We start from the raw sequence: 25,508 nt of genomic DNA, 5'->3' as shown, positions 1-25,508 counted from the left end.
GCCCGGGGCGGCCCCTCAGATCCAGACGCGCCGGAACTCCGCGCCCTGCACCAGGGTGTGATGCCACTCGACGGCGGTCGAATCGGTGAGCGAGGCGATCTGGTCGATCACCACGCGCCGCCGGGCTGCGTCGTCGGGGGCCTGCGCCCAGTCGAACGCGAACATCGGCTCGAGGTACCGGTCCCCCGTCGCGTCGAGCAGCGTCACGAGCTCCGCGAGCACCTCGCGCTGCCGCGCGTAGAGCGGCTGGCGCTGCTCGGCGGTCATCACGTAGGCCGCCGCGATGCCCTTCATCACGGCGATCTCGGTCTCCGTCTCCTCGGGCACCACGACGTCGGCGCCGTGGCGGGTGAGCGGCTCGTTGCCGAACACCTGACGCGTGGCGTCGAAGGCGGCGCTGCAGAACCGGCCGATCAGCTGGCTCGTCATGTCCTTCATCGCCGCCAGCGCCCGCCGGGAGCCGTCCATCTCGGAGACCCACACGTCGGTGGCCTCGAGGCGGGCCAGGGCCGCGTCGACCTCGGCCGGGTCCGTGTGCGGCAGGTACCACTGGCGGGTGGTCTCCACGACGCGCTCCCGGTGCTCCGGGATGGCCAGCCACTTGAGCTGGAACACGGCGTTGACCACGCCGTCCTCGACGTCGTGCACGGAGTAGGAGATGTCGTCCGCGAGGTCCATGACCTGGGCCTCCATGGACGTGCGCGTGCCGGGCACCCCGGCGCGGAACCAGCGGAACACGGGCAGGTCGTCCTCGTAGACGCCGAACTTGCGCGAGCGCGTGCCGTCGGGGCGCAGCGGGGCGTCCTCACGGGTCCACGGGTACTTGCATGCGGCGTCGAGGGCGGCGCGCGTGAGGTTCAGGCCCGCGGAGGAGCCGTCCGCGAAGAGCTTCTTCTGCTCGAGGCGGGCCAGCAGGCGCAGGGTCTGGGCGTTGCCCTCGAAGCCGCCGACGTCCTCGCTGAGCGCGTCGAGCGCCTTCTCCCCGTTGTGCCCGAAGGGCGGGTGGCCGAGGTCGTGGGACAGGCAGGCGGTGTCCACGAGGTCGGGGTCGCAGCCCAGCGACCGGCCGAGCTCACGCCCCACCTGCGCCACCTCGAGCGAGTGCGTCAGGCGGGTGCGGGCGAAGTCGTCCGCGTCCGGGGCGACCACCTGGGTCTTGGCCCCCAGCCGGCGCAGGCCCGCGGAGTGCAGCACGCGGGCACGATCCCGCTCGAAGTCCGAGCGGTACGAGGACTTGGGCGGCTCGGGCAGCCACCGCTCCCGGTCCCACGGCGTGTAGCCGGGGGTCTGCACGGCGCGGCCGGCATACGGGGGCCGGCCTTCCGGGCCGAACAGCACCGGCTGGTGGGCGGCGCCGGTCCAGGGCGACGACGGCGCGGCGGGCGTTCCGGCGGCGGGCACCGGCGTCGTGGGCTCAGCCACCGGAGACGTCCAGCTCGGCGGCCTGGATCATGGCCTGCTGCTCGGCGTTGAGCTCGCGGGAGTCCAGCCAGCCGTCCGGCAGGTGCGGGCGCTTGGGGGCGCCGGCCCGGCCGCGGGGGCCCTCGGCGGCCTCGCCCGGGTAGGGCTGGTCCCGGTCCACGCGGGCGAGGATCTCGCGCATCGTGGCGAGGTCCGGGACGGTGGACAGCGCGGTGCGGATCTCCGAGCCCACGGGGTAGCCCTTTAAGTACCACGCCACGTGCTTGCGGATGTCCCGCAGCGCCTTCGTCTCGTCGCCGCCGAAGGTGTCCACGAGCAGCTCAGCGTGGCGGTACAGCGTGTCCGCGACCATGCCCAGGGTCGGCTGGAACCGGTCCTGCCGGCCCTCGAACGCGGCCTGCAGGTCCCCGAACAGCCAGGGCCTTCCCTGGCAGCCGCGGCCGATCACGACGCCGTCCACGCCGGTCTGCTCGACCATCGCGATGGCGTCCTCCGCGGACCAGATGTCGCCGTTGCCGAGCACGGGGATGTCCGGCAGGGCCTCGCGCAGCCGGGCGATGTCGTCCCACACGGCGGTGCCCGAGTAGAACTGGCGGGTGGTGCGGCCGTGGAGGGCGACGGCGGCGACGCCGAGGTCGCGGGCCGTGCGGCCGGCGTCGAGGAAGGTCAGGTGGTCCTCGTCGATGCCGCGGCGCATCTTCACGGTCACCGGGATGTCCTTCTTGGCCGCCTCGGTCACGGCCGCCTTGACGATGGAGGCGAACAGCTCCGCCTTCCACGGCAGGGCGGAGCCGCCGCCGCGCCGGGTCACCTTGGGCACGGGGCAGCCGAAGTTCATGTCGATGTGGTCGCAGCGGTCCTCCTCGACCAGCATCCGCACCGCGGCGCCGGTGGTGACCGGATCCACCGAGTAGAGCTGGACGGAGCGGGGCACCTCGTCCGGGTCGTGCTGGATGATCCGCATCGACTCGGGCTTGCGCTCCACGAGAGCCCGGGCGGTGACCATTTCGTTCACGTAGAGGCCGCCGCCGTACTCCCGGCACAGGCGCCGGAACGCGGTGTTCGTGATGCCGGCCATCGGGGCGAGCACCACGGGGACGTCGATGGTCAGCGGTCCCAGCCGCAGCGGGGGCAGGGTCAGGCGGTCCGTCGTCGGGGCGGGGTGGCGGGCCTCGTGGAGCTGATCGTCGTCGGTGATGCGTCGACCCGCACCGGCGGACTTGGCGTAGTGCGCGACGTGGGGGTCGGCGACGTCGTCGGCGTCGGTCACCGCCGCGGCGGGGAGGGTGTGGGAAGAAGTCATGTCGGGTCCATTCTTCCATTCCGCCCGGCACCCGCGTCACCGTGCCCCACGACCCGGCCCGCTGGGAGGCGATCGCCGAGGCGCCCCGCCGGGACGGGCAGACGATACTGGCGGCGGGTCAGGCCTCCGACGACGGCGCCGCGTCCTCGCGGTCGAGCACCGCCAGCAGGTCAGCACCGGCGAACATCTGAGCGGTCTGTCGGGCCGACGGCGTGCCGGCATCGGGGTCCGCACCGGCCGCGAGCAGGTGCCGCATCGAGGCGACATCCCGCTTGAACGTGGCGCAGGTCAGGGCGCGCTGGCCGCGATCGTTGGCGTGCTCGATCTCGGCGCCGGCCTCGATCAGCATCGCCACCGTGTCCGGGCGCTCGTGGTAGGCGGCGAGGGTGAGGAAGGAGTCGCCCGCGTGGTTGCGCAGGCGCGTGCTCACCCCGGCGTCCAGGTATGCCTTCAGCTGGGCCGTGTCCCCGTCCCGCGCCATATCGAAGAGCCGGTTCGCCAGCTCGATGTCCTTCTCGCTCCACTGCTCGCTCATGCCCGCCAGTATGGCGGACGCCGCGGCGATCGACCGCGCCGCAGCGGCATCTCCGCGGGTCCGCCCGCAGGTGATGTCGCCGGCCGGCGGTCAGACGAGCACCGGGAACAGCCCCGCCCGCCCCGCGGTTGCACCCGGCATGACCCGCAAGCACCTCGGCTTCCTCAACTTCGGCCACTGGATCCACCGGCCCGGCACCGCCCCGGACGCGCGGCAGGCCCTCGACGACGTCGTCGCGATGGCCGTGGCCGCCGAGGACGCCGGACTCGACGGCGCCTGGCTCCGCGTCCACCACTTCCAGCGGATGTTCTCCTCGCCGTTCCCGATCCTCGCCGCGATGGCCGCCCGCACCGAGCGGATCAGCCTCGGCACCGGCGTGATCGACCTGCGGTATGAGAACCCCCTGTACATGGCCGAGGCCGCGGCCACCACGGACCTCCTCTCCGGCGGCCGGCTCGAGCTCGGTGTCTCCCGCGGCTCACCCGAGGCCGCCCTCGACGGCCAGGCGCAGTTCGGCTACGCCCTCGCCGAGGGGCAGACCTGGGCCGACGTGACCCGCGAGCGCGGACGCCGGTTCCTCTCGGCCGTGCGCGGCGAGGGCATCGCGACGCCGGACCTCACCTCCGGCTGGGCGCACAGCTCGCAGCCGCTGCGGATCGAGCCGCACTCCCCCGGGCTCGCGGACCGCATCTGGTGGGGGTCCGGCTCTGTGGGCTCGGTGGCCGGCGCCGCCGCGGACGGCTACAACATGCTCTCCTCCACCCTGCTCCTGCAGGACGACGGCCGCCCCTTCCACGTCCAGCAGGCCGACCAGATCGCCCGCTACCGGGAGGCCTTCGCCGCGGCCGGCCACGCCGGTCCGGGCCGCACGGCGGTCACGCGCTCCGCGTTCGTCATCCAGGACCGGGAGGACGAGCTGTACTTCGGCCGGGAGCGGGCCTCGCGCGACTCCTCCGGCATGCTCGAGGGCGGCGCCGCCCGCTCCGGCCCGACCTATGCCGGGTCCGCCGAGGAGGTCGCGGAGAAGCTCGCCGCCGACGACGCCGTCGCCGCCGCCGACTGGGTCCTGTTCGCCAACCCCAACCAGCTCGGGGTCGAGTACAACGCGAAGATCTTCGCCGGCTGGGCGGAGGTCTGGCGCCTGCTCGGCTGGGATGCATGAGCGAGGCCCCGCCGCACCTCCCGACCGCCGACGACGGCTTCGCCCGAGCCCGTCGCGCGCGCTGGGCCGTCACCGCCGCCTTCGCGACGAACGGCGCCCTGCTCGGCGCGCTCATCCCGCACTACCCGGAGGCCAAGGCCGCGTTCGGCCTGGACCCGGCCGCGTTCGGCCTGCTCGTCATCGCGCTCGCCGTGGGCGGCACGCTCGCCGGGCCCCTGCCCGCGCCGATCCTGCGCCGGTTCGGCGCCCGACGCGTCATGCTCGCCGGCAGCGTGGCCATCGCCCTGCTCACGACGGCGGCCGGTCTCGTCCTCGACATCGCCGGGGCGGGCGCGGGGGCCGGGCACGGTGCGGGCACGGCCGCGGCCTGGCCGCTGTGGGTCTTCGCGGGCCTCGTCCTGGCATCGGGGGTGCTCGACGCCGTCGTGGACACCGCCCAGAACGCGCAGGGCCTGCAGGTGCAGACCCGGCTGGCCCGGCCCGTGCTCACGACCATGCACGCCGGCTGGAGCCTCGGAGCGGCCGCCGGTGCCGGGCTCGGCGCCGCGGTCATCACCGTGGGCGGCCCCGCGGCCCTGCACCTGGGGCTCAACGGCGCCGTGTGCGTCGCGGTGCTGCTGGGGGTCCGGCGCCTGTTCCTGGCGGAGGCGCCCACGGACTCGGCCTCGGCCCGCGACGCCTCGGATCAGTCACCCGCGCCGTCGGAGACGTCCACGCCGCCTGCCCCGGCCGCCCAAGCCCTCCCCCGCCGCGCCGCCGTGGCCGTGCTCGTCCCCGCCGTGGTGATCGCGATGGCCGGGTTCGGTGTGGAGGAGTTCGGCAACGCGTGGGCCACCCTGTTCCTGATCACCGAGCGCGGCCTGGACCCGGCCGCGGCGGTGCTCGGCGCGTCGACGCTGCTGGGCGCGCAGTTCGTCGGCCGCCTCGCGGGCGACCGCACCCTCGCCGCCCTGGGACGCCGCGGGGCGCTGACGGCGGGGCTGGGCGCCGTCGTCGTGGGGCTGGGACTGGCCCTGGCGCCGCTGCCGGGGCCGGTGGCCGTGCCTGCTGCGTTCGCGGGGCTGGCGCTGGCGGGGCTGGGCTGCGCCGTGGTGGTGCCCGTGGCCTATGCGCTCGGCGACGAGGCGCCCGGGCTCCGGCCGCAGACCGGGCTGGCGGTGACGAGCTGGTGCATGCGCCTGGCCGGGGTCGGGCTCAGCCCGGCGGTCGGGGCGCTGGCCGGCGCCGTCGGTCTTGCACCGGCGCTGACGGTGTTCCTGGGCCTGGCCGCCGTCGGGGCGGTGCTCGCCGCCCGGCTGCCCGCCGCCCCGTAGGAACCGCTCAGTCGTCGTCGACCTCGCCGGCGAGGGCCTGGGCCGCCAGGTGCTCCTCGGTCGCGGCCTCCCAGATCTCCTTGGCGGCGGAGCCGTTGAGCAGCACGAGAAGCACGCCCACGATGATGTCCGCCCAGCCCGATGCCGTCAGCACCGTGATCCCGGACAGGGCGATCAGCACGACGCCGGCCACGAGGTCGTTGCGCGCCGCGAGCCAGGCCGCCCGGGTGAGGGAGCCGCCGTCGACGCGGACGCGGGCCAGCAGGACCACGCACACGATGTTCACGAGGAGCGAGCCGACGGCCGCCCCCAGCAGCACGCCCGCGGCCGGCGGCTCGGGGTCGCCGATCTTCGTGGCCGCCATGACGAGCGCCGCCACGGCCGGCAGCACGATGATCCCGGCCATGACCTTGCCGATGACCGCCTGCCGGGCCGCCGTCCACCCGAGCGCCACGAAGATCAGCAGGTTGACGGCGAAGTCCTCGAAGAAGTCGACGGAGTCCGCCACGAGGGCCACCGAGCCGATCCCCACCGCCAGGATGATCTCGACCACCAGGTAGGCGCCGTTGAGCAGGGCCACCGCCAGGACGGTGCCCCGCAGGGCGCGGGTGCGCCGGCGGTCCGCTTCGGCTGCCTGGTTCACGCGCCCGTCGTGTCGTCCACGAACACGTACGTGTCCACCAGCGTCCGCGCCGCGTTGCCGCCGATGAGCCCGTCCACGATCCGCTCCAGCGGGGTCATCGCCTCGTCCACCTCGATCTGCACGGGGTACTGGGCCACGAGCAGGGCGAGCAGGTCGGCCACGGCCTGCAGCGCGTCCTTCTCCCCCAGCTCCGGATCCCAGCCCACGAGCACGTCGGCCGGCGCGTCCTGGCGCTCCGGGGTGTAGGACACCGCGAACGCGCGGATGCGCCCGCCCTCGGCCTTCGGCGCGTCGCGGAGCACGACGGCGCCCGCGGCCCCGGTGGCCGGACCCAGCAGCAGCTGCTGGGCGGCCCCGACGCTCAGGGTCGACGGATCCCACGCGTGCACGGCGTCGTAGAACGCGGTGACCGCCCGCGTCAGCTCGACGGAGCCGGTCGAGGCCTCCTCGAGGACCACGCCGTCCGGGTGCTCCTCCCCCCGCACGTCCGGCAGGCCGATGGCCCCCGGGGCGATCGCGACGCGGCGGGAGCGCTGCACGGGGGTGAAGCCCTCGGCCACGAGGAACGCCTCGGTGCCGGCGGCCAGTGCGGCGGTCTGGGAGCGCACGGCGTCCGTGTCCACGGGCGGGCGGCCGGTCGCACCGTCGGTCTCGGTCTGCGGGTCGGCGCCGGCCACGCCGGGCACCAGGGCGTCCTTGGCGAATCGGGCCTTCAGGGCCGTCGTCGGGATGGCGCCGGCGGCGTGCGCCTCCGCGGCGAGCCCCCGCAGGGCCGCCACGAGCGCCCGGCCGATGCCCCGGCGCCGCTCGGCAGCCGCGGTCTCGACGTACAGCCACAGCCGCCGCGGGTGCACGGACGAGGCATAGACGACGCCGGCCGCCACCGGCACGCCGGCGGCCTCGGCCACGAGCGCGCGGCGCCAGGGCCGTTCCGCGTCCTCGGCGAGCATCGCCCGGTCCTGGTGCTGCTGCGCGTTGGCCGGGTCACCCCACACCTCGAGCAGGGCCAGGTCGTCCCCGGGCCGCCAGGGACGCAGCACGATCTCCCCGCCGGCGACCGCGGCGGAGTCGAACAGCGCGCCGCCGTCGTCGTGCCCCGCGGCCCCGGCCGCTCCCGTCACGTCCCCGCTCACTTGACCAGGCGCTCCAGCAGGTAAGACTTCACCTGGGACAGCGCCACGCGCTCCTGGGCCATGGTGTCCCGCTCGCGGATGGTCACGGCCTGGTCCTCGAGGGTGTCGAAGTCCACGGTGATGCAGAACGGGGTGCCGATCTCGTCCTGGCGGCGGTAGCGACGGCCGATCGCGCCGGAGTCGTCCGTCTCGATGTTCCAGAGGGTGCGCAGCTCCGCCGCGAGGGACTGGGTGGCCGGCTGCAGCTCGGGCTTCTTCGACAGCGGGAGCACGGCGGCCTTGACCGGGGCCAGGCGCGGGTCCAGCTTGAGCACGGTGCGCACGTCCACGCCGCCCTTGGCGTTCGGGGCCTCGTCCTCGGCGTAGGCGTCTACGAGGAACGCCATCATGGCGCGGGTCAGGCCGAAGGACGGCTCGATCACGTACGGGGTGTAGTGCTCGTTGTTGGCCTGGTCGAAGTACTGCATCTTGGTGCCCGAGTGCTCGGTGTGCCGCCCGAGGTCGTAGTCGGTGCGGTTCGCGATGCCCATCAGCTCGCCCCAGCCGTCGCCGCCGGTGAAGCCGAAGTCGTACTCGAGGTCGATCGTGGCGTCCGAGTAGTGGGCCCGCTCGTCCGCGGGCACGTCGAGGCGGCGCAGGTGCGCCGGATCGATGCCGAGGTCGATGAACCAGTCCCAGCAGTCCTCGACCCAGCGGTCGAAGTGCTGGCCCGCCTCGGCCGGCGGCACAAAGTACTCGATCTCCATCTGCTCGAACTCACGGGTGCGGAAGATGAAGTTGCCCGGGGTGATCTCGTTGCGGAACGCCTTGCCGATCTGGCCGATGCCGAACGGCGGCTTCTTCCGGGCCGCGCCCAGCACGTTGAGGAAGTTCACGAAGATGCCCTGCGCCGTCTCCGGGCGCATGTAGTGCAGGCCCTCCTCGTTGTCCACGGGGCCGAGGTAGGTCTTGACCAGGCCCGAGAACAGCTGCGGCTCGGTCCAGGCGCCCTGGGTGCCGCAGTCCGGGCACACGATCTCGGCCATGCCCTCGGCCGGCCGGCCCTTCTTGGCCTCGAACGCCTCGAGCAGGTGGTCCTGGCGGTGGCGCCTGTGGCACCGGGTGCACTCCACGAGCGGGTCGGTGAAGGTCTCGACGTGGCCGGAGGCCTCCCACACCGCGCGCGGCAGGATGATGGAGGAGTCCAGGCCCACCATGTCCTCGCGGGAGCGCACGAAGGTCTTCCACCATTCCGCCTTGATGTTCTCCTTCAGCTCCACACCCAGGGGCCCGTAGTCCCACGCGGAGCGCGAACCGCCGTAGATCTCACCGGCCTGGAACACGAAGCCTCGGCGCTTGGCGAGGTTGATGACGTTGTCCAGCGGGGACTTGGCAGCCATGGGGGCATCACTTCCGTACTCATCGGCGGGGCGGGAGGGGATCACGACGACGACGGCGCCCGGCCGCCTTCGAGGCGGCGGGCCCGTTCCGGCGCGGCGCGCCGGTCGATCCCGTCCAGCCTACCGGCCATGATGGACACCATGACCGAGACGAACGCACCCGACGCCCAGCCCCTGCCCATCCGTGACGAGTCCATCCGCCTCGGCCAGGCGCTCAAGCTCGCCTCCCTCGTGGAGGACGGGGCCATGGCCCGCGACGTCGTCACCGACGGGCTCGTCACCGTCAACGGCGCGGTGGAGACGCGCCGCGGCGCCCAGCTGCACGACGGGGACGTCGTCGAGTTCGCCGGCGAGGCGTTCGTCGTCCAGGCCGGGCAGGCCTGAGCCGACGCCCCGTCGGGCGGCCGCGGCGCCGTCGTCGAGCGTGTCCGGTGCGTCAGCCGCGGGGCGGCACCATGTGGGCGAGGTACTCCTTCACGTGGCCCAGCTCCTGCTCGTTGATCGCGTGGCCGAGCCCGGCGTAGACGATCTTCATGAGGTCCACGTGGGCGTTCAGCCAGGCATGGGTCTCCTCGACCCGGGGCTCGGAGATGATCGGGTCCTCCTGGCCGCGGCCCCAGAAGACCTTCGGTCGGACGCGGGCGACGTCGTCGTCGCGGGTGAACAGCTCGCGCAGCCGCGGCTCGGTGAGCTCCGGGTCCACCACGAAGCCGGACAGCGCCACGGTGCACGCGTAGGCCTCCGGGTCCAGGCGCAGCAGCGACGTGGCCATCGCCATGCCCTGCGAGAAGCCGAGCAGGGAGACGGTGCGGAAGTCCCCGCGCACCGCCTGCACCCAGGCGTGCAGGGCCTCGACGGCCTCGCGGACCGGCTCGGCGGTGGAGCCCAGCTCGCCCGTGACGGGGTCCTGGGAGAGCGGGAACCAGGCGTGGGAGCCCGGCTGCAGGGGCAGGGGCGCGCGGACGGCGGCCACCGTGACGTGCTCGGGCAGGTGCGGGACGAGGCCGAACAGGTCGTCCTCGTTCGCGCCGTAGCCGTGCAGGACGATCAGCAGGTCCTCGGTGCGCTCGCCCTCGGGGCGGGACCAGCGGACGACGGGCTCGACGGCGGGGGTGGGGTTCGCGTTCACGTCCGCCAGCCTAGCGAGCGGCACGGTCGGCCCCTCCCGGAGGTTGACCCCTCCCGCGCGACGTGGGCAGAATCCTACCCGTGGGTAACCCATCCTCCTCCCAGCCTCCGCACGCCTCCGACGCGACCCCGGTCGACGACCCCGCCGCCCATCCGTGGCGCCGCTACGTCGCCATCGGGGACTCGTTCTCCGAGGGCATCGGCGACCCGGACCCGGACCGTCCCGGCTACCACCGCGGCTGGGCCGACCGCCTGGCCGAGGAGCTCTCCCGCCTGACGCCGCCCGGCGAGGACCTGGCCTACGCCAACCTGGCGGTCCGCGGGAAGCTGCTGGACCAGATCGCCGAGGACCAGGTGGAGCCGGCGCTCGCCCTGCGGCCGGACCTCATCAGCGTCTGCGCGGGCGGCAACGACATCCTGCGCGGCGCGGACCCGGACGAGATCGCGGTCCGGTTGGACGCCGTCGTCGAGCGTCTGGCCTCCGACGGCGCCACCGTGCTGCTGTTCAACGCGACCGACGTGAAGGGCACGCCCGTCATCGGCCGCATCCGCGGCACCGTGGCGATCTACAACGAGAACGTGCGCACCATCGCGCTGCGGCACGACGCGCTGGTGCCGGACATGTGGTCGCTCAAGGACCTCGCCCGGCGGGAGATGTGGGCCGAGGACCGCCTGCACTTCTCTGCGCTCGGCCACCACACGATCGCCGCGATGGTGCTGGACACCCTCGGCGTGGAGCACGGCCTCGAGCACCTGCGCCTCTCCCCGCCGGCGCCGCGCACGTGGCGCGCGGCCCGCGCGTCGGACGCCGCATGGGTGCGCACGCACCTGGCGCCGTGGGTGGTCCGCCGCCTCCGCGGCGTCTCCTCCGGCGACGGCGTCACGGCCAAGCGCCCCGTCCCCGAGCCGCTCTTCGGCGCGCCGATGCCGCAGGGCTCGGACCACACCGAGCCGCTGGACATCGTCGAGCCCTGAGCCCGGCCGGCGGGGACCGGTGGCCGTTTCCCGAACGACAGTGCCGCGACACGCCGCCGTTTCCCGAACGAAAGTTCAGAGGGCGAGGGTGCGCTTGAGCGTGTCGGCCACCTGGCCGTATTCGGTGAGGAACCCGTCGTGGCCGATGGGCGAGGCGATCGTGTGCACCGGCGGCCGCGCGGGCAGCGCCGCCGCGAGCGCCTCGGACTCGGCCGGCAGGTAGAGCCGGTCCGAGTCGACGGCGGCCACGAACGCCCGGCCCCGGTAGTCCGCGAGCGCCGCCGCCACGCCGCCGCGCCCGCGCCCGACGTCGTGGCCCATGAGGGCCTCGGTGACCACGAGGTAGGAGTTCGCGTCGAACCGGTCGGTGAGCTTGGCCGCCTGGTGGTCCAGGTAGGACTCCACGGCGTAGCGCCCGCGCCCGCCCGGCACCCCGACGACGGCGCCGAAGGGATCCTCGACGCCCTGCGGTTCGCGGCCGAACCGCTGGCCGAGCTCGCCGGCCGTGCGGTAGGTGGTGTGGGCGACGCGCCGGGCGATGCCCAGGCCGGCCACGGGGCCGGGGCCGGGGTAGTAGTCGCCGCCCTGGAAGTCCGGGTCGAGGCGGATGGCCGCCGTCTGCGCCTGCCCCCACGCGATCTGGTCGGCGGAGGAGGCCGCGGTGGCGGCCAGCACACCCACCCCGGCGACGCGCGCGGGGTGGGTCGCGGCCCACTCGAGGGCGCGGGCCCCGCCCATCGATCCGCCGATCACGGCGCGCCAGGCGCCGATCCCGAGGTGGTCGGCCAGGCGTCGCTCGGCCTCGACCGCGTCCCGCAGCGTGAGGAACGGGAACCGGGAGCCCCAGGGCCGCCCGTCGGGGGCCGGCGTCGAGGGCCCGGTGGAGCCGTGGCAGCCGCCGATCATGGCGGGGGCGACCACGAACCACCGGTCCGTGTCCACGGCGCGGCCCGGGCCGACGAGGGCGTCCCACCAGCCCGGTGTCGGGTCCTCCTCGTGCGCGGCCACGTGCGCGTCGCCGGTGAGGGCGTGCAGCACGAGCACGGCGTTGGAGCCGTCGGCGGCGAGGGTGCCCCAGGTCTCGTAGGTCAGCTCGACGTCGGGCAGCAGCCCGCCGGTCTCGGTGCGCAGCTCGCCGACCCGCAGACGGTGGCGGCCGCCGCGGGGCAGCGCGGTGCGCGACGGACGCGTGGCGACGGCGGTCATGCCCGCTCCCCCGCGTCGTCGTCGCCGCAGCGGGCGGCGGCCGCGAAGCCGCGTTCGAGGTCGGCGAGGATGTCCTCGATGTCCTCCACGCCGAGCGAGAGCCGCACCAGGCCGGGGGTGACGCCGGCGGCGCGCTGCTCGTCGTCGGTGAGCTGGGAGTGGGTGGTGGAGGCCGGGTGCACCACGAGCGAGCGGACGTCGCCGATGTTGGCCACGTGGTGGTGCAGGGTGAGCCCGTCCACGAACGCGGCCCCGGCCTCTCGGCCGCCCGCGATCTCGAAGGAGACGAACGCGCCCGCGCCCTTCGGCAGGTAGCGCTGGGCCCGCTCGTGCCACGGGCTGGACTCCAGGCCGGCGTAGACCACGCGTTCGACGTCGTCGCGACCCTCCAGCCAGCGCGCCACCGCGGCCGCGTTGGCCACCTGCCGCTCCATGCGCAGGGACAGGGTCTCCAGGCCGAGGTTCACCAGGAACGCGTTGAACGGGGAGATGGCCGAGCCGTAGTCGCGCAGCAGCTGCACGCGCGCCTTGAGGATGAAGGCCAGGTTGGCGCCGAGCGGCGAGCCCACCCCGAGGTCCCGCGCGTAGACGAGGCCGTGGTACGACTCGTCCGGCTCGTTGAAGCCGGGGTACCGCTCGGCGTGCTGCGCGTAGTCGAACGTGCCGGCGTCGACGATCACGCCCGCGATGGCCGCGGCGTGCCCGCCGAGGTACTTCGTGGCGGAGTGGGTGACGACGTCGGCGCCGTGTTCGATCGGCCGCAGCAGGTACGGGGTGGCCAGCGTGTTGTCCACGATCAGCGGCACGCCGGCCTCGTGGGCGGCGTCGGCGACGGCGCGCACGTCCAGGACGTCGCCGCGCGGGTTGCCGAGGGTCTCGCCGAAGAACGCCTTGGTGTTCGGCCGGACGGCGGCGCGCCAGGACTCGACGTCGTCCGGGTCGGTCACGAACGTCGTCTCGACGCCGACCTTGGCGAGGGTGTGCTTGAACAGGTTCTGCGTGCCGCCGTAGAGGCTGGCCGAGGCGACCACGTGGTCGCCGGCGCCGGCGACGTTGAGGATCGCGAACGTGGTCGCCGCCTGACCGGAGGCCAGCAGCAGCGCGCCCACACCGCCCTCGAGCGCGGCGATCTTCTCCTCCACCGGGCCCTGCGTCGGGTTGCCGATGCGGGTGTAGAGCGGGTCGAGGTCCTTGAGCGCGAACCGGTCCGCGGCCACCTGGGCGGACGGGAAGTCGTACGAGGTGGTCTGGAAGATCGGCAGGGCGGTCGCACCGAAGGCGTGCTGGCCGACGGCGACGCCCGCGTGGACCTGCGCGGTGGAGAAGCCCCAGGCGTCAGGGGTCGGGGTGGGCTGGTCGGTCATGGCTGACCCTCCTGAAGGGTTCAGGGGCCGGACCCGGCGACCCCGCCCGCCGGCCGACGTGCCGATCCGCGGACCGGCGTCGTCGAGGTGCCGGAGATGACCCGGCGCCGTCGAGAGGGGCCGTGGGATCGGCCCGCGCTTGCCGGCGTCCGTTGTGGGGCCGGCCTGGTCGTCACCCGGGGCACCCCACCGCGGAAGGAGGGTTGCCGGTCAGCATGCCGGGGCCTGTTGCTGACTCTCGTGACCGTGCCTCCGAGTGTAGCCCGCCGCCCCGCCACGATTTCGTCACGCGTGTCACACGCGGATACGCTCTCCGCACGGGGCGCCCGACCCGTCAAGGGCTCGACGCCCCTGGACTCGCACCAGGTCAACCCCCGGGGCAGCCCGGGAACGGAGAGGAACAGCGCAGTGCACACCTGTCGCATGGACCACGTGTCCTACGCCGCCGGCCCCGAGGGCCTGGACGCCACGGTCGCCCGCATCGCCGAGACGCTGGGCATCGAGCGGATCAAGGGCGGTGTCCACCCACGTTTCGGCACCCAGAACGCACTGTTTCCCATGACGGAGGGGCAGTATCTGGAGGTCGTCGAGGCCCTGGACCACCCGGCCTCCCTCAGCGCGCCGTTCGGCCAGCTCGTGCGCGCCCGCACCGAGCAGGGCGGGGGCTGGATGAGCTGGGCCGTGGCCACCCCGGACATCGGCCGGTTCGAGCGCCGCCTCGGCCGCGAGGCCGTCCCCGGCAACCGTCGCTTCCCGGACGGCCGCGAGCTGTCCTGGCGCCAGATCGGCATCAAGGGCACCCTCGCGGACCCGCAGCTGCCGTACATCCTGCGCTGGGCCGACGGTCAGGAGGACATGCACCCCTCGCAGGCGGCCGAGCCGCAGGCCACCATCGAGCACCTGAACATCGCCGGCTCCCCCGAGCGCCTCGCCGAGTGGCTGGGCGGCGAGGACGAGGACGGCCAGGTCCAGGACGTGAACATCGAGTACGTCGCGCCCTCCGGCACCCCGGGCATCGTCTCGGTCACCTTCCGCACCCCGAAGGGTGAGATCACGCTCTGAGCGCGGGGGCGGGGCCGCTCAGCCGAGCAGCCCCGCCCGCGCCAGCAGCGGGTAGCCGACGAACCCGACGGCGTCCAGCAGCGCGTGCGCGATGACCAGCGGCATCACCCGGCGCACCCGCAGGAACACGAGCGCGAACACCACGCCCATCAGGGCGTTGCCCACGCCCGGCCCGATCCCCTGGTACAGGTGGTACGCCCCGCGCAGCAGCGCGAGGGCGAGCACGACGACCGCCACGCGGGTCGGCAGGTACAGCCCCTCGGCGCTCACCCACGACGACGGCACGGCCGGCGCCGGATCGCGCGCCAGGCCCGCGGCGCGCAGCCGCTGCAGATACCCGAGCCGGTCGACGAGCCAGGCGCCCACGATGACCTCCTCCAGCAGTCCGTGCCGCAGCGCGGAGAGCAGCAGGACCGGCACCTGGTACCAGCTCTCCCCGAGCGCCGAGCCGACGATCGCCGTCGTGATCCCCAGGGCCCGGCCGGCGGCGTAGACGCCGAGCGTGCCCAGCCCGATGGCCGCGAACAGGCCCAGGCCCCAGGCCACGTCGCGGCCGGGGCGGCGCAGGTCGAGGCCGAGCACCCGGAACGGGTCCCGGCCGCGCAGGTGCATCAGGTGCAGCACGAGGGCCACCGGCACGAGCGAGAACCCGATGCCGAGCAGCTGATAGGTCAGGTCGAAGGCCCAGCGGTCGGCCAGGGCCGGGTTGAGGACGGTGGTCTGCTCGCCGAGCGGGGCCTGGGTGGCCTTGTCGATGAGCTGGACGATCGCATAGACCGCCGACTTCCCCAGGGAGAGGCCGAGGACGATCGCGATCTCCCACCGCACCGTGCGCGCGGACGGGGCGGGCAGCGCGGGGGCGGGTCGGACGGCCGGGGTGCGGGACGTGCGCGGGGTGGCGGGCATGCCCTCCAGTATCGGCCCGCCCCTCTCCCCCCGGGCGCTTTCGAACGTGAGGTGGGGCCTTTCTCCCGTTCGAAAGTCCCCATTCCCCCGATGTCACGTTCGAAAGTCCGGGAGGGCGGAGGGAGGGTTAGCGTGGTCGTGTGGTCTCCCCGCCTGCCCCCAGCGAGCTCGAGCTGGTCCACCGCGCCCTGCAGCACCTCCGCCCCGGCCTCGACCCCGCTCTCGCCCGCCGGCTCCGCACAGCCGACTGGGCCGCGGCGTCCGTGGAGGAGGGCGGGCAGTTCCACCGCGTGCTCGTGCTCGAGGACGTCGGCGTCCTCCGGATGACGCGGGCCCACGAGGTCGGCGCCGCCCCCGCTGCGCGGTGGGCGCCCGAGCGGGACCCCGCAGCGCACCTGCCCCGGCGCCTGGCCCTCCTCGACGGGCTCGCCGCGGCCCTGGCCGAGCGCCGCGTGCCGTGGACCGTGCCGATCGCCCTCTCGGATCCCGTCTCCGCGGGCCCGGGCGCCGCGGTGCTGCAGCGCTTCCTCCCGGGCGGCCCGCACCCGCCGCACGAGGGCGATCCGGCCGTGCTGCGCGGCGTCCTCGACGACCTCGCCGCCGTGGACGTCACCGACCCGCGGATCGCCCCGCACCTCGGCCGCCCGTTCGCCTTCCGCGGCCCGTGGACGCCGGAGCGCGCCCGGCACGTCGCGGCGCTGCCGGGGGCGGTCGCCGCGCGCCTGGGCGCGTGGGAGGGGCACGACGTCGACGCGCGGCTGGGCGCCGAGGCGTGGCCGGACGCGGTCGCCGCCGTCACGGACGCCGTGACGGCGTGGACCGCCGCGCCGCCCGTGCCGCCGTCGCTCGTGCACGGCGACCTGGCCGGGCACAACATGCGCTGGCGCGCCGTGCCCGAGGACGAGGACCCGCGGGCCCCGCTGCGCTGGGCGCTGGCCGGGGTGCTGGACTGGGACTTCGCGTGCGCGTGGGACCCCGCCCTCAACGTCGCCTACCTGGCGCTGTGGCACGGCGAGGAGAAGGTGCCCGACCTGGCCCGGGACGCGGCCGAGGCGCGCCGGGCCCGCGTGTGGCTCGGGGCGATGGCCCTGGAGACGCTCGACGACGCGGCGGCCCGGGACGCGATCGTCGGCGGGCTGGCCGCGGGGTCCTGGCGGCGCCTGCTGCGCAAGACCCTGCCCCGCGTGGCGCGGGCCCTCACCGCCCTGGACGGCTGAGGGCCCGCGCGGTCGTCAGGACACGCCCAGGCGCTCCAGGACGATCTCGCGGACGCGGCCGGCGTCGGCCTGCCCGCGGGTGGCCTTCATGACCGGGCCGATCAGGGCGCCGACGGCGGCCATCTTGCCGCCCTTGATCTTCTCGGCCACGTCCGGGTTGGCGGCGATCGCGGCGTCGACGGCCTCCGTGAGCGCGCCGTCGTCGGACACCACGGCCAGGCCCTTCGCCGAGACGACCTCCTTCGGGGCGCCCTCACCGTCGGCCACGAGACCGAGCACCTGCTTGGCGATCTTGTCATTGATCGTCTTCGCGGCGATCAGCTCCTCGATCTCCACCACGTGCGCCGGGGTGATCCCCAGCTCGGCGACGGCGACCTCGCGGACGTTCGCCAGGCGGGCGATCTCGCCCATCCACCACTTGCGGGCGGCCGCCGCGGAGGCGCCGGCCTCCACGGTCGCGACGATCTCGTCCAGGACGCCGGCGTTGACGACGTCGCGGAACTCCTCGTCCGAGAAGCCCCACTCGGCCTTGAGCCGCTTGTTCCGCACGGCCGGCAGCTCGGGCATGGCCGCGCGCACGCGCTCGACCCACGCGGCGTCCACGTGCACGGGCACGAGGTCCGGCTCGGGGAAGTACCGGTAGTCGTCCGCGTCCGACTTCGGGCGGCCCGAGGTGGTGCTGCGGGTGTCCTCGTGCCAGTGGCGGGTCTCCTGCGTCACGGTGCCGCCCGCGGCGAGCACCGCGGCCTGGCGCTGGATCTCGTGGGTGACCGCGTGCTGCACGGCGCGCGTGGAGTTCACGTTCTTCGTCTCGGTGCGGGTGCCGAACTCGGTGGCGCCCTTGGGCATCAGCGAGACGTTCGCGTCGCAGCGGACGTTGCCGCGCTCCATCCGCGCGTCGGAGATGTCGATGGCCTGCACGATGTCCCGGATCGCGGTGACGTAGGCGCGGGCCAGCTCGGGGGCCCGCGCACCGGCGCCGACGATCGGCCTGGTGACGATCTCGATGAGCGGCACGCCCGCGCGGTTGTAGTCCACCAGCGAGTTCGCCGCGCCCTGGATCCGGCCGGAGCCGCCCACGTGGGTGAGCTTGCCGGCGTCGTCCTCGAGGTGGGCGCGCTCGATCTCCACGCGGAACACCTCGCCGTCCTCCAGCTCCACGTCCAGATGGCCGTCGAAGACGATCGGCTCGTCGTACTGGGAGGTCTGGAAGTTCTTCGGCGTGTCCGGGTAGAAGTAGTTCTTCCGCGCGAACCGGCAGGTCTCGGCGACCTGCGCGTTCAGGGCCACGCCCAGGCGGATGGCGTACTCCACGACCTCGCGGTTGAGCACCGGCAGGGTGCCCGGGAGGCCGAGGTCCAGCGGGGTGACGTTGGTGTTCGGCTCGTCGCCGAACGCGTTGGGCGCCGAGGAGAAGATCTTCGTGGCGGTGTTCAGCTCCACGTGCACCTCGAAGCCCAGCACGGGGTCGAAGCGCTCCATCGCCTCCGCGAAGTCCATGGTCTGCTCTGCGTGGCTCATGCCCGGCCTCCTGCCGTGGTCGCGGTGATGGCGCGCTGCGCGCCCTTCTCCAGCTCGGGGGCCTCGGCCCACACCGGCCCGCCCCGGCGCTGGGCCACGAGGCGTTCGAGCGCGGCGCCGGCCTCGTACAGGCGGGCGTCCTGGCGCGCCGGCGCCATCAGCTGCAGGCCGTAGGGCAGCCCGTCGACGACGCCGCCCGGCACGGACATGCCCGGGACGCCGGCCAGGTTGGCCGGGATGGTGGCCAGGTCGTTGACGTACATGGTCATCGGGTCGTCCGTCTTGGCGCCCAGCTCGAACGCGGGGGTCGGCGCGGTGGGCGTGAGGATGACGTCCACCTGCTCGAAGGCGCGGGCGAAGTCCTCCTGCACGAGCGTGCGGACCTTCTGCGCGGAGCCGTAGTAGGCGTCGTAGTAGCCGGCGGACAGCGCGTAGGTGCCCAGGATGATGCGGCGCTTGACCTCGGCGCCGAAGCCGGCGGCGCGGGTGGCGCCCATGACCTGCTCGATGGTGCCGCCGCCGTCGGGCACCACGCGGTGGCCGTAGCGGACGCCGTCGAAGCGGGCCAGGTTGGAGGAGGCCTCCGAGGGCATGATCAGGTAGTACGCGCCGAGGGCGGCGTCGAAACTCGGGCAGGAGACCTCCACGATCTCCGCGCCGGCCTCCCGCAGGGCGGCGACGTGCTCGTCGAAGCCGGCCCGGATGCCCGGGTGGAACGCGTCCGCCGGCAGGTCCGTCACGACGCCGACGCGCAGCCCCGCCAGGTCGCGGCCGCGGGCCGCGGCGGTCAGGTCCGCCGGCGCGTCGGCCAGGGACGTGGAGTCCTGCGGGTCGTGGCCGCCGATGACCTGCTGCAGCGCCGCGGCGTCGGCCACGGTGCGGGCGGCGGGGCCGATCTGGTCCAGCGAGGAGGCCATGGCGATCAGGCCGTAGCGCGAGACGGCGCCATAGGTGGGCTTCACGCCGACCGTGCCGGTGAACGCGGCGGGCTCACGCACGGAGCCGCCGGTGTCCGAGCCGAGGGCGAAGGGGGCCAGGAAGGCGGCCACGGCGGCCGCCGACCCGCCGCCCGAGCCGCCGGGCACGCGGTCCCCGTCCCACGGGTTGCGGGTGATGCCGAACGCGGAGTGCTCGGTGGAACCGCCCATGGCGAACTCGTCGAGGTTGGTCTTGCCGAGGATCGGCAGGCGGGCCTCGCGGAGGCGGGCCACCACCGTGGCGTCGTACGGGCTGAGCCAGCCCTCGAGCATGCGGGAGGCGGCCGTGGTCGGCTGGCCGCGCGTGACGATGTTGTCCTTCACGGCCACGGGCACGCCGGCCAGCGGGTGCAGGGCGTCGGCCTCGGGGCCGCCGGCGGCGCGGATCGCGTCCACCTCGGCGGCGACGGCGAGGGCCTCGTCCGTGTTCACGTGGAGGTAGGCGCGCACGCCGCGGTCGCCGTCGGCGTCGGCGCGCACGTCGCCGTCGTGGGCCGCGATGCGGTCCAGGTGGGCCTGGACGAGCTCCACGGAGGTGGTGGTGCCGGCGCGCAGGCGCTCGGCCATCTGCAGCGCGGTGAGCCGGACGAGCTCGTCGGCGCCGAGGGTCGCGTTCACGTCGAACGTCTCGGTCATGGGGGTGATCACTCTCCGTCCAGGATGGCGGGGACCTTGAACTGGCCGTCCTCGGAGTCCGGCGCCTGGTCGAGGGCCTCCTCCTGCGTGAGCATGCCGGCGGGCACGTCCTCGCGGAACACGTTCTCCAACGCGATGGGGTGGGACGTCGGCGTCACGTCGTCGCCCGCGGCGGCCTGGACCGCGGAGACGTGCTCCAGGATCTTCTCCAGGTCGCCGGACATCGTGTCCAGCTCCTCGTCGGTCATCCGGATGTGGGCCAGGCGAGCCAGATGCTCCACCTGATCCCGGGTGATCTCAGGCATGGATCTCCTCGTGTGACGGGTCGGGGCGGGGTGGACGACGCCGGCGCGGCGGCGGCCACATCGGGGTCGAGTCTAGTGCCGGGGCCTGGACGGCCGCCGCCACCGCTTCGAGGCGGGAGATCCACCCCACCGCGGCGCTCCGGGCCCGCATGACAGGGATTTCCCGCCCCGAATGGGGTCCCGGTGCCGATGTCCCGCCCGGGGTCAGTCCAGCGCGAGCCGGTAGACGAGGAACGGGCCGGTCTCGTCGGCCGGGTCGAGGTCCGGCACCACGTCCGCGAGGAGCCAGTCCCGCTCCGGGACGCGCACGAAGCCGGCGCGCTCGTACATCCGGTGGGCGCCGGTCATGGAGGGCATGGTGGTCAGCACGACGGCGTCCACGCCCTCCTCGGCGCGGGCCCGCGCCACGATCTCGGCCAGCAGGGCGCCGCCCACCCCGCGGCGGTGGAACCGCGGGTGCACGGCGAGCATGCGGAACTCGTACTCCCCGTCGCCGGAGGTCTCGGCCAGGGGCGAGCCGGGCGGGGTGAGCACCACGGACCCGGCCACCTCGCCGTCGACCTCGGCCACGAGCACCTCCGCGCGGCCGGCCCGGTCGGCCACGTCCATGAGGGTCTTCACGTAGGCGTCGTCGGGGGCGATGTGGCCGCCGTCGACATAGGACGCCAGGGTGAGCTCGGCGACCGCCTCGTGGTCCTCGGGGCGCAGCGGGCGGACGAGGGCGCTCATGCGTCGCCTCCGGCGTGCTGGCGCAGCGTGTCCTTCAGGCGGGCGCGGGTCGCGTCCGTGGCCACGACGTAGTCGCGCCGGCGCAGCCAGGCGGTGGGCACGGCCTGGTGGGGGTGGCCGTCGCGCGACTCGTGCAGCCCTTCGAGGAACGTCGCGGCCGCCGGCTCCTGCCAGATGTTCACCCAGTAGGCGCGATCCCGCTCCTGCGCCGTCAGTTCCTTGACCAACCGCTTCGTGAACGGGCAGCCCGGCCGCCAGAACACGACGACGCCGCCGCCCTCGACGTGCGCCTGCGCGCCGGCGAACGGCCGCGAGCGGACCAGGACAGCCCACCGGTACGTGACCGCGTAGCCGGCCAGGACGAGCCCGGCCACGATCATCCCGACCTGCTGCAGACGCGTCCCCGCGATCATGAACGTCAGGCCGCCGGCCACGAACAGGACCGGGTAGAACCACGGGTCTCCGACGATCCGCCTCATGCCCTCGCCCCCGTCACGGCGGCCAGGGCGGCCGCGTCCACGTCGCCGGCCACCATCCAGTGGGGATGTGCCGTGCCGTCCGCCGAGGCGGGCCGCGTCACCGCGACGCCGGCCTCCTCCGCCACCAGCGCGCCGGCGGCCCAGTCGTACTCCTGCGTGCCGAACTCGGCATAGGCGTCCAGGGTGCCGTCCGCGACCATGCACAGGTCCAGCGCCGCCGAGCCGATCCGCCGCACGTCCCCGAACGCGGGCAGCAGGGCCGCGAGCGCCCGCACCTGCAGGGCCCGGCGGGCGGGGTCGTAGCCGAAGCCGGTGGCGAGCAGCCGCCCGGAGCGCCCCGCCACGGGGCCGGTGAGCTGCACGGGGGCGGCGTCCCGGTCGGGCACGTCCACGCCCGCCATCGTCGCGTCCGCGGTGCTGAAGGCGCCCCGGCCCGCGCTCGCGAACCAGGTGCGCCCCAGCGCGGGCGCCGCCACGACGCCGGCCAGCCAGCGTTCGGTGCCCTCGGCCACCCCCAGCAGGTCGGCGGTCTCGGCGTCCACCGGGCCGGTGACGGCCACCGAGGTGCAGAACTGCGGAAGCCCGCGCACGAAGTTCGTGGTGCCGTCCAGCGGGTCGATGGACCAGCGGTACCCGGACGGCTCGGCCGGAAGGGTGGCGCCGTACTCCTCGCCGGTGATCTCGTCCGAGGGGCGGTAGCCGGCGATGACCTCCCGGACGGCCTGCTCGGCGCGGCGGTCGTAGTCGGTGACCCAGTCGGAGCCGGAGGACTTCGTCTGCGCGCCGATCTCCTCGATGCCCAGCGGGACGGCCGGGTGGTGACCGGTCCAGCGCCGGGCCAGGACGTCCGCGCCGGCGCGCGCGGCGGCCTTGGCGACCACGAGCAGGCCCGGGACCGTGGTGCGCGCGCTCATGCCGAGGCCTCCCCGTCTGCGGCGCCGTCGGTGGCGTCGTCCGTGTCCGCCGGGCGCACCGCGTCCGGGCCGCCGGCCAGCAGCGCCGTGAACCCGGCCTCGTCCAGCACGGGCACACCGAGGGACTGCGCCTTGTCCAGCTTGGAGCCGGCGGCCTCGCCGGCCACCAGGAAGTCGGTCTTCTTGGACACGGACCCGGAGGCCTTGCCGCCGCGCACGAGGATCGCCTCCTTCGCGGAGTCACGGGAGAAGCCCTCGAGCGAGCCGGTGACCACCACGGTCAGGCCCTCGAGCGTGCGCGGGGTGGACTCGTCCTGCTCGTCCTCCATGACCACGCCCGCCGCGGCCCACCGGTCCACGATCTCCCGGTGCCAGTCCTCGGCGAACCACTCGATGAGCGCGTCCGCGATGATCGGGCCGACGCCGTCGATCTCGGCCAGCCGGTCCCGGTCGCCGGCCTCTGCCGCCGCGCGCAGCGCCGCCATCGAGCCGAACGCCGTGGCCAACGAGCGGGCCGCCGTCGGGCCCACGTGCCGGATGGACAGCGCCACGAGGGTGCGCCACAGCGGCTGGGACTTGGCCTTCTCGAGCTCGTCGAACAGGCGCAGCGTGTTGGCCGTGGGCGCGGACGGCCTCTTCGCGGTGCCGGCGGTGAAGAAGTACGGCTTGAGCGTGAACACGCCCGAGGGCACCATGCGGCCGTCCACTTTCGTGCGGCCCTCGCGCCACACGCGCACCGCGCCGAGGGAGCGCTGCAGGTCCGTCAGCCCGTCCTCGCCGCGGGGGCCCGTGATCTCCTCCGGCGTGCCGGAGGCGAGGTCGAAGATCTGCGCCTCCGCCGTGATGGGGCCCGGGCCCTCGGGCCGCACGTGTCCGTCGTGCTCGGCCGGGTCCTCGCCGGGGCCCTGGACGAGCCAGCGGGCTGCCTCCTCGCCGAGCGCCTCCACGTCGAACGCGCCGCGGCTGGCCAGGTGCTCGACGCGACCGGCCAGCTGGGCCGGGCAGGAGCGGGCGTTGGGGCAGCGCAGGTCCACGTCCCCCTCCTTGGCCGGGGCCAGCGGCGTGCCGCACGAGGGGCAGTGCGTGGGCATGACGAACTCGCGCAGCTCCCGGCCCGCCTCGATCGCCTTCTCGCGCAGCGGCAGCACGGGGCCCACGACCTCGGGGATCACGTCCCCGGCCTTGCGCACCACCACGGTGTCCCCGATCAGCACGCCCTTGGCCTTGACCACGTCCTGGTTGTGCAGGGTGGCCAGAGAGACGGTGGACCCGGCCACGGTGACCGGCTCCATCACCGCGAACGGGGTCACCCGTCCGGTGCGGCCCACCGAGACCGCGATGTCCCGCAGCAGCGTGTGCACCTCCTCCGGCGGGTACTTGTACGCCGCGGCCCAGCGGGGCACGCGGGAGGTGTGGCCGAGGTAGCGCTGGTCCGCGAACGCGTCCGCCTTCAGCACGATGCCGTCGATCTCGTGGATCAGCTCGTGCCGGCGCCGGCCGTACTCCTCGATCACCGCGACGACGGCGGCCAACGCCTCCTCGTCCGCACCCTCCACCACGCGGGTGTAGGGGCTCACGGGCAGGCCCCAGCCCGCGAGCGCGTCGTACACCTCGTGCTGGGACTCCAGTCCGAACGCCTCGACCGAGCCGATGCCGTGCACGAACATGGCCAGCGGGCGCTGCGCGGTGACGGCCGGGTCCTTCTGACGCAGGGCGCCGGCGGCGGCGTTGCGCGGGTTCGCGAACGGCGTCTGACCCTCCTCGGCACGACGCGCGTTGAGCTCGGCGAAGGCGGCGGAGGACATGAACACCTCGCCGCGCACCTCGAACTCGGCGGGCCAGCCCTCGCCGGAGAGCTCGTGCGGGATGTCCCCGATGGTGCGCACGTTGGCGGTGACGTCCTCGCCCGTGACGCCGTCGCCGCGGGTGGCGGCCTGCACGAGCCGCCCGTCCCGGTAGCGCAGGGCGACGGCGAGCCCGTCGATCTTCACCTCCACGAGCCAGCGGGGCGCCACGCCCGGTCGCACCTGCGTCAGGGCCTGCGCCGCGCGGCGGAACCAGACCTCGAGCTCCTCGACGGAGAACAGGTCCTCGAGCGAGTACATGCGGGCCCCGTGCCGGACGGGGGCGAACGCCTCCGAGACCTCGCCGCCGACCTCCTGGGTGGGCGAGTCGTTGGCCACGAGCTCGGGGTGCAGGGCCTCGAGGTCCTCGAGGCGGCGGTACAGCGCGTCGTACTCGGCGTCCGAGATCTCCGGGGCGTCCCGCTGGTAGTAGGCGGTCCGGGCGGCGCGGACCCGCTCCACGAGGTCCTCGTACTCCTCCCGCAGGTCCGCGGCGGGGATGTCCTGCGGATCGGGCTGGGCGGCGGATTCCTTGGGGGTGCTCACCCGGCCCAGCGTAGTCGGCGTCCCGGACGGCGCACCCGGGTCAGGGGATGCGCACGAGCACCGCCGTGATGTTGTCCCGGCCGCCGCGCCACAGGGCGGCGCCGATGAGCTTCTCGAGGGCGTCCTCGAGGGTGTCGGCGTCGTCGATCAGCGCGCGGATCTCCTCGTCCAGCAGCTCGCCGGTCAGGCCGTCGCTGCACAGCAGGACGAGGTCCCCGGAGGCGAGGGGGACCTCGGCCACGTCCACCGTGAGCGCCTCGCGCGAGCCGAGCGCGCGGGTGATGACGTTGCGGCGCGGGTGGACGCGGGCTTCGGCGGGGGTGAGCTCCCCCGCGTCGACGAGCATCTGGACCGCCGAGTGGTCCACCGTGAGCTGCTGGAGCACCGGCGAGCCGACGGGCCGCAGGTACACCCGGGAGTCGCCGACGTTGGCCACAGCCCAGCGGCCGCGCTCCGTGTCCAGGCAGGCCAGGACGGTCAGGGTGGTGCCGGAGCGCCCCAGCCCGGCCTCGACGACGGCGGCGTCCGCCTCGTGGATCAGGTGGCCGAGCTCCTGGGGCGTGTGGGCCGTGCCCGGGGCGAGCACCTCGGGGGCGCGGCGGCGCAGGGTCTCGATCGCGGCGGCCGAGGCCACCTCGCCGGCCTCGTGCCCGCCCATGCCGTCGGCCACGGCGGCGAGCACCAGCGGCTCCCCGACGAGGGTCCACGCGTCCTCGTTCAGGTCGCGGACGGCGCCCACGTGGGTGGCGCCCGCGGCCTGGGGCCGCGGCGCGGACGGGGTCTCGGGGCGGGGGTCCACGGGGTCCTCG

At 74.5% G+C, this 25,508-nt stretch carries 24 protein-coding genes and 1 riboswitch; of the genes, 6 read left to right on the top strand and 18 right to left on the bottom strand.

What is annotated here, in order from left to right; genetic code table 11:
• Positions 1-15 precede the first annotated feature (15 nt).
• The 3 genes from ACTSKS_RS08205 to ACTSKS_RS08195 all read right to left on the bottom strand — a co-directional run bounded on the left by ACTSKS_RS08205 (position 16) and on the right by ACTSKS_RS08195 (position 3,260).
• The gene (locus ACTSKS_RS08205; RefSeq protein ID WP_442927456.1) at positions 16-1,422 is read right to left on the bottom strand and encodes a deoxyguanosinetriphosphate triphosphohydrolase; all 1,407 of its coding nucleotides are present in this window, start codon (positions 1,420-1,422) and stop codon (positions 16-18) included.
• Positions 1,415-2,725 (bottom strand): tRNA dihydrouridine synthase DusB, encoded by a 1,311-nt coding sequence (gene dusB, locus ACTSKS_RS08200; RefSeq protein WP_442927455.1) that lies wholly within the window; start codon positions 2,723-2,725, stop codon positions 1,415-1,417. The genes ACTSKS_RS08205 and dusB overlap by 8 nt, the downstream gene beginning before the upstream one ends.
• A 118-nt stretch (positions 2,726-2,843) precedes the next feature.
• On the bottom strand, positions 2,844-3,260 hold the full coding sequence (locus ACTSKS_RS08195; RefSeq protein WP_135019716.1) for an ankyrin repeat domain-containing protein: 417 nt from the start codon (positions 3,258-3,260) through the stop codon (positions 2,844-2,846).
• Positions 3,261-3,399: 139 nt separating this feature from the next.
• On the opposite strand from ACTSKS_RS08195, the gene ACTSKS_RS08190 reads away from it, so the two are divergent.
• On the top strand, positions 3,400-4,422 hold the full coding sequence (locus ACTSKS_RS08190) for an LLM class flavin-dependent oxidoreductase (RefSeq protein WP_135019715.1): 1,023 nt from the start codon (positions 3,400-3,402) through the stop codon (positions 4,420-4,422).
• Positions 4,419-5,735, top strand: a complete 1,317-nt coding sequence (locus ACTSKS_RS08185; RefSeq protein WP_185194671.1) for an MFS transporter — start codon at positions 4,419-4,421, stop codon at positions 5,733-5,735. Before ACTSKS_RS08190 ends, ACTSKS_RS08185 begins: the two co-directional genes overlap by 4 nt.
• Positions 5,736-5,742: 7 nt before the next feature.
• Here ACTSKS_RS08185 and ACTSKS_RS08180 read toward each other — a convergent pair whose 3' ends face one another.
• From ACTSKS_RS08180 to ACTSKS_RS08170, 3 genes are read right to left on the bottom strand one after another with little or no spacing between them, the layout of a single operon-like run.
• Positions 5,743-6,378, bottom strand: a complete 636-nt coding sequence (locus ACTSKS_RS08180; protein WP_134416440.1) for a cation transporter — start codon at positions 6,376-6,378, stop codon at positions 5,743-5,745.
• Positions 6,375-7,511, bottom strand: a complete 1,137-nt coding sequence (locus ACTSKS_RS08175; protein ID WP_135019730.1) for a GNAT family N-acetyltransferase — start codon at positions 7,509-7,511, stop codon at positions 6,375-6,377. Before ACTSKS_RS08175 ends, ACTSKS_RS08180 begins: the two co-directional genes overlap by 4 nt.
• A complete protein-coding gene (locus tag ACTSKS_RS08170; protein ID WP_230277918.1) occupies positions 7,508-8,890 on the bottom strand; it encodes a glycine--tRNA ligase in 1,383 nt (460 codons plus the stop codon). The genes ACTSKS_RS08175 and ACTSKS_RS08170 overlap by 4 nt, the downstream gene beginning before the upstream one ends.
• A gap of 141 nt (positions 8,891-9,031) precedes the next feature.
• Here ACTSKS_RS08170 and ACTSKS_RS08165 point away from each other — a divergent pair, with 141 nt between their 5' ends.
• Positions 9,032-9,274, top strand: a complete 243-nt coding sequence (locus tag ACTSKS_RS08165; protein ID WP_036317588.1) for an RNA-binding S4 domain-containing protein — start codon at positions 9,032-9,034, stop codon at positions 9,272-9,274.
• Between the two features lie 52 nt (positions 9,275-9,326).
• Here ACTSKS_RS08165 and ACTSKS_RS08160 read toward each other — a convergent pair whose 3' ends face one another.
• Positions 9,327-10,019 (bottom strand): alpha/beta hydrolase, encoded by a 693-nt coding sequence (locus ACTSKS_RS08160; RefSeq protein ID WP_036340883.1) that lies wholly within the window; start codon positions 10,017-10,019, stop codon positions 9,327-9,329.
• 80 nt (positions 10,020-10,099) lie between these two features.
• On the opposite strand from ACTSKS_RS08160, the gene ACTSKS_RS08155 reads away from it, so the two are divergent.
• Positions 10,100-10,993 (top strand): SGNH/GDSL hydrolase family protein, encoded by an 894-nt coding sequence (locus tag ACTSKS_RS08155; RefSeq protein WP_041103533.1) that lies wholly within the window; start codon positions 10,100-10,102, stop codon positions 10,991-10,993.
• Between the two features lie 75 nt (positions 10,994-11,068).
• On the opposite strand, the gene metX is transcribed toward ACTSKS_RS08155, so the two are convergent.
• Positions 11,069-12,199 (bottom strand): homoserine O-acetyltransferase MetX, encoded by a 1,131-nt coding sequence (gene metX / locus ACTSKS_RS08150; RefSeq protein WP_442927454.1) that lies wholly within the window; start codon positions 12,197-12,199, stop codon positions 11,069-11,071.
• A complete protein-coding gene (locus ACTSKS_RS08145) occupies positions 12,196-13,563 on the bottom strand; it encodes a bifunctional o-acetylhomoserine/o-acetylserine sulfhydrylase (RefSeq protein ID WP_442927453.1) in 1,368 nt (455 codons plus the stop codon). Before ACTSKS_RS08145 ends, metX begins: the two co-directional genes overlap by 4 nt.
• A gap of 130 nt (positions 13,564-13,693) precedes the next feature.
• Positions 13,694-13,809: riboswitch (SAM riboswitch) on the bottom strand.
• 177 nt (positions 13,810-13,986) lie between these two features.
• Between ACTSKS_RS08145 and ACTSKS_RS08140 the strand changes: the two genes are divergently transcribed.
• Positions 13,987-14,625, top strand: coding sequence for a VOC family protein (locus ACTSKS_RS08140; protein ID WP_020625524.1), 639 nt, complete (start codon positions 13,987-13,989; stop codon positions 14,623-14,625).
• Between the two features lie 18 nt (positions 14,626-14,643).
• Here ACTSKS_RS08140 and ACTSKS_RS08135 read toward each other — a convergent pair whose 3' ends face one another.
• Positions 14,644-15,531: a CPBP family intramembrane glutamic endopeptidase gene (locus tag ACTSKS_RS08135; RefSeq protein ID WP_020625523.1), complete on the bottom strand. Its 888-nt coding sequence runs from the start codon at positions 15,529-15,531 to the stop codon at positions 14,644-14,646.
• A 140-nt stretch (positions 15,532-15,671) separates the two neighbouring features.
• On the opposite strand from ACTSKS_RS08135, the gene ACTSKS_RS08130 reads away from it, so the two are divergent.
• Positions 15,672-16,748, top strand: coding sequence for a phosphotransferase (locus tag ACTSKS_RS08130; protein ID WP_135019706.1), 1,077 nt, complete (start codon positions 15,672-15,674; stop codon positions 16,746-16,748).
• A 15-nt stretch (positions 16,749-16,763) separates the two neighbouring features.
• Here the strand turns inward: ACTSKS_RS08130 and gatB are convergent, their stop codons facing one another.
• From gatB to ACTSKS_RS08090, 8 genes are all read right to left on the bottom strand, one after another.
• Positions 16,764-18,269, bottom strand: a complete 1,506-nt coding sequence (gatB, locus tag ACTSKS_RS08125; RefSeq protein WP_135019705.1) for an Asp-tRNA(Asn)/Glu-tRNA(Gln) amidotransferase subunit GatB — start codon at positions 18,267-18,269, stop codon at positions 16,764-16,766.
• Entirely contained in the window at positions 18,266-19,882 is a 1,617-nt protein-coding gene (gatA, locus tag ACTSKS_RS08120; RefSeq protein ID WP_186299330.1) for an Asp-tRNA(Asn)/Glu-tRNA(Gln) amidotransferase subunit GatA, read from the bottom strand. The genes gatB and gatA overlap by 4 nt, the downstream gene beginning before the upstream one ends.
• A gap of 8 nt (positions 19,883-19,890) precedes the next feature.
• A complete protein-coding gene (gene gatC, locus ACTSKS_RS08115; RefSeq protein WP_002854348.1) occupies positions 19,891-20,187 on the bottom strand; it encodes an Asp-tRNA(Asn)/Glu-tRNA(Gln) amidotransferase subunit GatC in 297 nt (98 codons plus the stop codon).
• Between the two features lie 204 nt (positions 20,188-20,391).
• Complete coding sequence (locus tag ACTSKS_RS08110) at positions 20,392-20,916, bottom strand: GNAT family N-acetyltransferase (protein ID WP_002854352.1); 525 nt, start codon at positions 20,914-20,916, stop codon at positions 20,392-20,394.
• A complete protein-coding gene (locus ACTSKS_RS08105) occupies positions 20,913-21,395 on the bottom strand; it encodes a hypothetical protein (RefSeq protein WP_049146885.1) in 483 nt (160 codons plus the stop codon). Before ACTSKS_RS08105 ends, ACTSKS_RS08110 begins: the two co-directional genes overlap by 4 nt.
• A complete protein-coding gene (locus ACTSKS_RS08100) occupies positions 21,392-22,309 on the bottom strand; it encodes an inositol monophosphatase family protein (RefSeq protein ID WP_049146883.1) in 918 nt (305 codons plus the stop codon). The genes ACTSKS_RS08105 and ACTSKS_RS08100 overlap by 4 nt, the downstream gene beginning before the upstream one ends.
• Positions 22,306-24,699, bottom strand: coding sequence for an NAD-dependent DNA ligase LigA (ligA, locus tag ACTSKS_RS08095; protein ID WP_442927452.1), 2,394 nt, complete (start codon positions 24,697-24,699; stop codon positions 22,306-22,308). The genes ACTSKS_RS08100 and ligA overlap by 4 nt, the downstream gene beginning before the upstream one ends.
• Before the next feature lie 40 nt (positions 24,700-24,739).
• Complete coding sequence (locus tag ACTSKS_RS08090; RefSeq protein WP_020625514.1) at positions 24,740-25,498, bottom strand: PP2C family protein-serine/threonine phosphatase; 759 nt, start codon at positions 25,496-25,498, stop codon at positions 24,740-24,742.
• Positions 25,499-25,508: the final 10 nt, after the last annotated feature.

The sequence above is a fragment of the Micrococcus sp. TCR-5 genome (assembly GCF_052220525.1).
GTDB lineage: Bacteria > Actinomycetota > Actinomycetes > Actinomycetales > Micrococcaceae > Micrococcus > Micrococcus luteus.
The sequence above is the reverse complement of the archived record's forward strand: the minus strand, read 5'-3'. Positions and strand labels throughout refer to the sequence as shown.

Excerpts from the sequence above, each read along its gene's own strand:
- ACTSKS_RS08135 (WP_020625523.1), bottom strand. The coding sequence starts at position 15,531 with ATGCCCGCCACCCCGCGCACGTCCCGCACCCCGGCCGTCCGACCCGCC.
- ACTSKS_RS08100 (WP_049146883.1), bottom strand. The coding sequence starts at position 22,309 with ATGAGCGCGCGCACCACGGTCCCGGGCCTGCTCGTGGTCGCCAAGGCC.
- ACTSKS_RS08105 (WP_049146885.1), bottom strand. The coding sequence starts at position 21,395 with ATGAGGCGGATCGTCGGAGACCCGTGGTTCTACCCGGTCCTGTTCGTG.
- gatA (WP_186299330.1), bottom strand. The coding sequence starts at position 19,882 with ATGACCGAGACGTTCGACGTGAACGCGACCCTCGGCGCCGACGAGCTC.
- gatB (WP_135019705.1), bottom strand. The coding sequence starts at position 18,269 with ATGAGCCACGCAGAGCAGACCATGGACTTCGCGGAGGCGATGGAGCGC.
- ACTSKS_RS08145 (WP_442927453.1), bottom strand. The coding sequence starts at position 13,563 with ATGACCGACCAGCCCACCCCGACCCCTGACGCCTGGGGCTTCTCCACC.
- ACTSKS_RS08190 (WP_135019715.1), top strand. The coding sequence starts at position 3,400 with ATGACCCGCAAGCACCTCGGCTTCCTCAACTTCGGCCACTGGATCCAC.
- ACTSKS_RS08185 (WP_185194671.1), top strand. The coding sequence starts at position 4,419 with ATGAGCGAGGCCCCGCCGCACCTCCCGACCGCCGACGACGGCTTCGCC.
- ACTSKS_RS08170 (WP_230277918.1), bottom strand. The coding sequence starts at position 8,890 with ATGGCTGCCAAGTCCCCGCTGGACAACGTCATCAACCTCGCCAAGCGC.
- ACTSKS_RS08110 (WP_002854352.1), bottom strand. The coding sequence starts at position 20,916 with ATGAGCGCCCTCGTCCGCCCGCTGCGCCCCGAGGACCACGAGGCGGTC.
- metX (WP_442927454.1), bottom strand. The coding sequence starts at position 12,199 with ATGACCGCCGTCGCCACGCGTCCGTCGCGCACCGCGCTGCCCCGCGGC.
- ACTSKS_RS08195 (WP_135019716.1), bottom strand. The coding sequence starts at position 3,260 with ATGAGCGAGCAGTGGAGCGAGAAGGACATCGAGCTGGCGAACCGGCTC.
- ACTSKS_RS08165 (WP_036317588.1), top strand. The coding sequence starts at position 9,032 with ATGACCGAGACGAACGCACCCGACGCCCAGCCCCTGCCCATCCGTGAC.
- ACTSKS_RS08140 (WP_020625524.1), top strand. The coding sequence starts at position 13,987 with ATGGACCACGTGTCCTACGCCGCCGGCCCCGAGGGCCTGGACGCCACG.
- gatC (WP_002854348.1), bottom strand. The coding sequence starts at position 20,187 with ATGCCTGAGATCACCCGGGATCAGGTGGAGCATCTGGCTCGCCTGGCC.
- dusB (WP_442927455.1), bottom strand. The coding sequence starts at position 2,725 with ATGACTTCTTCCCACACCCTCCCCGCCGCGGCGGTGACCGACGCCGAC.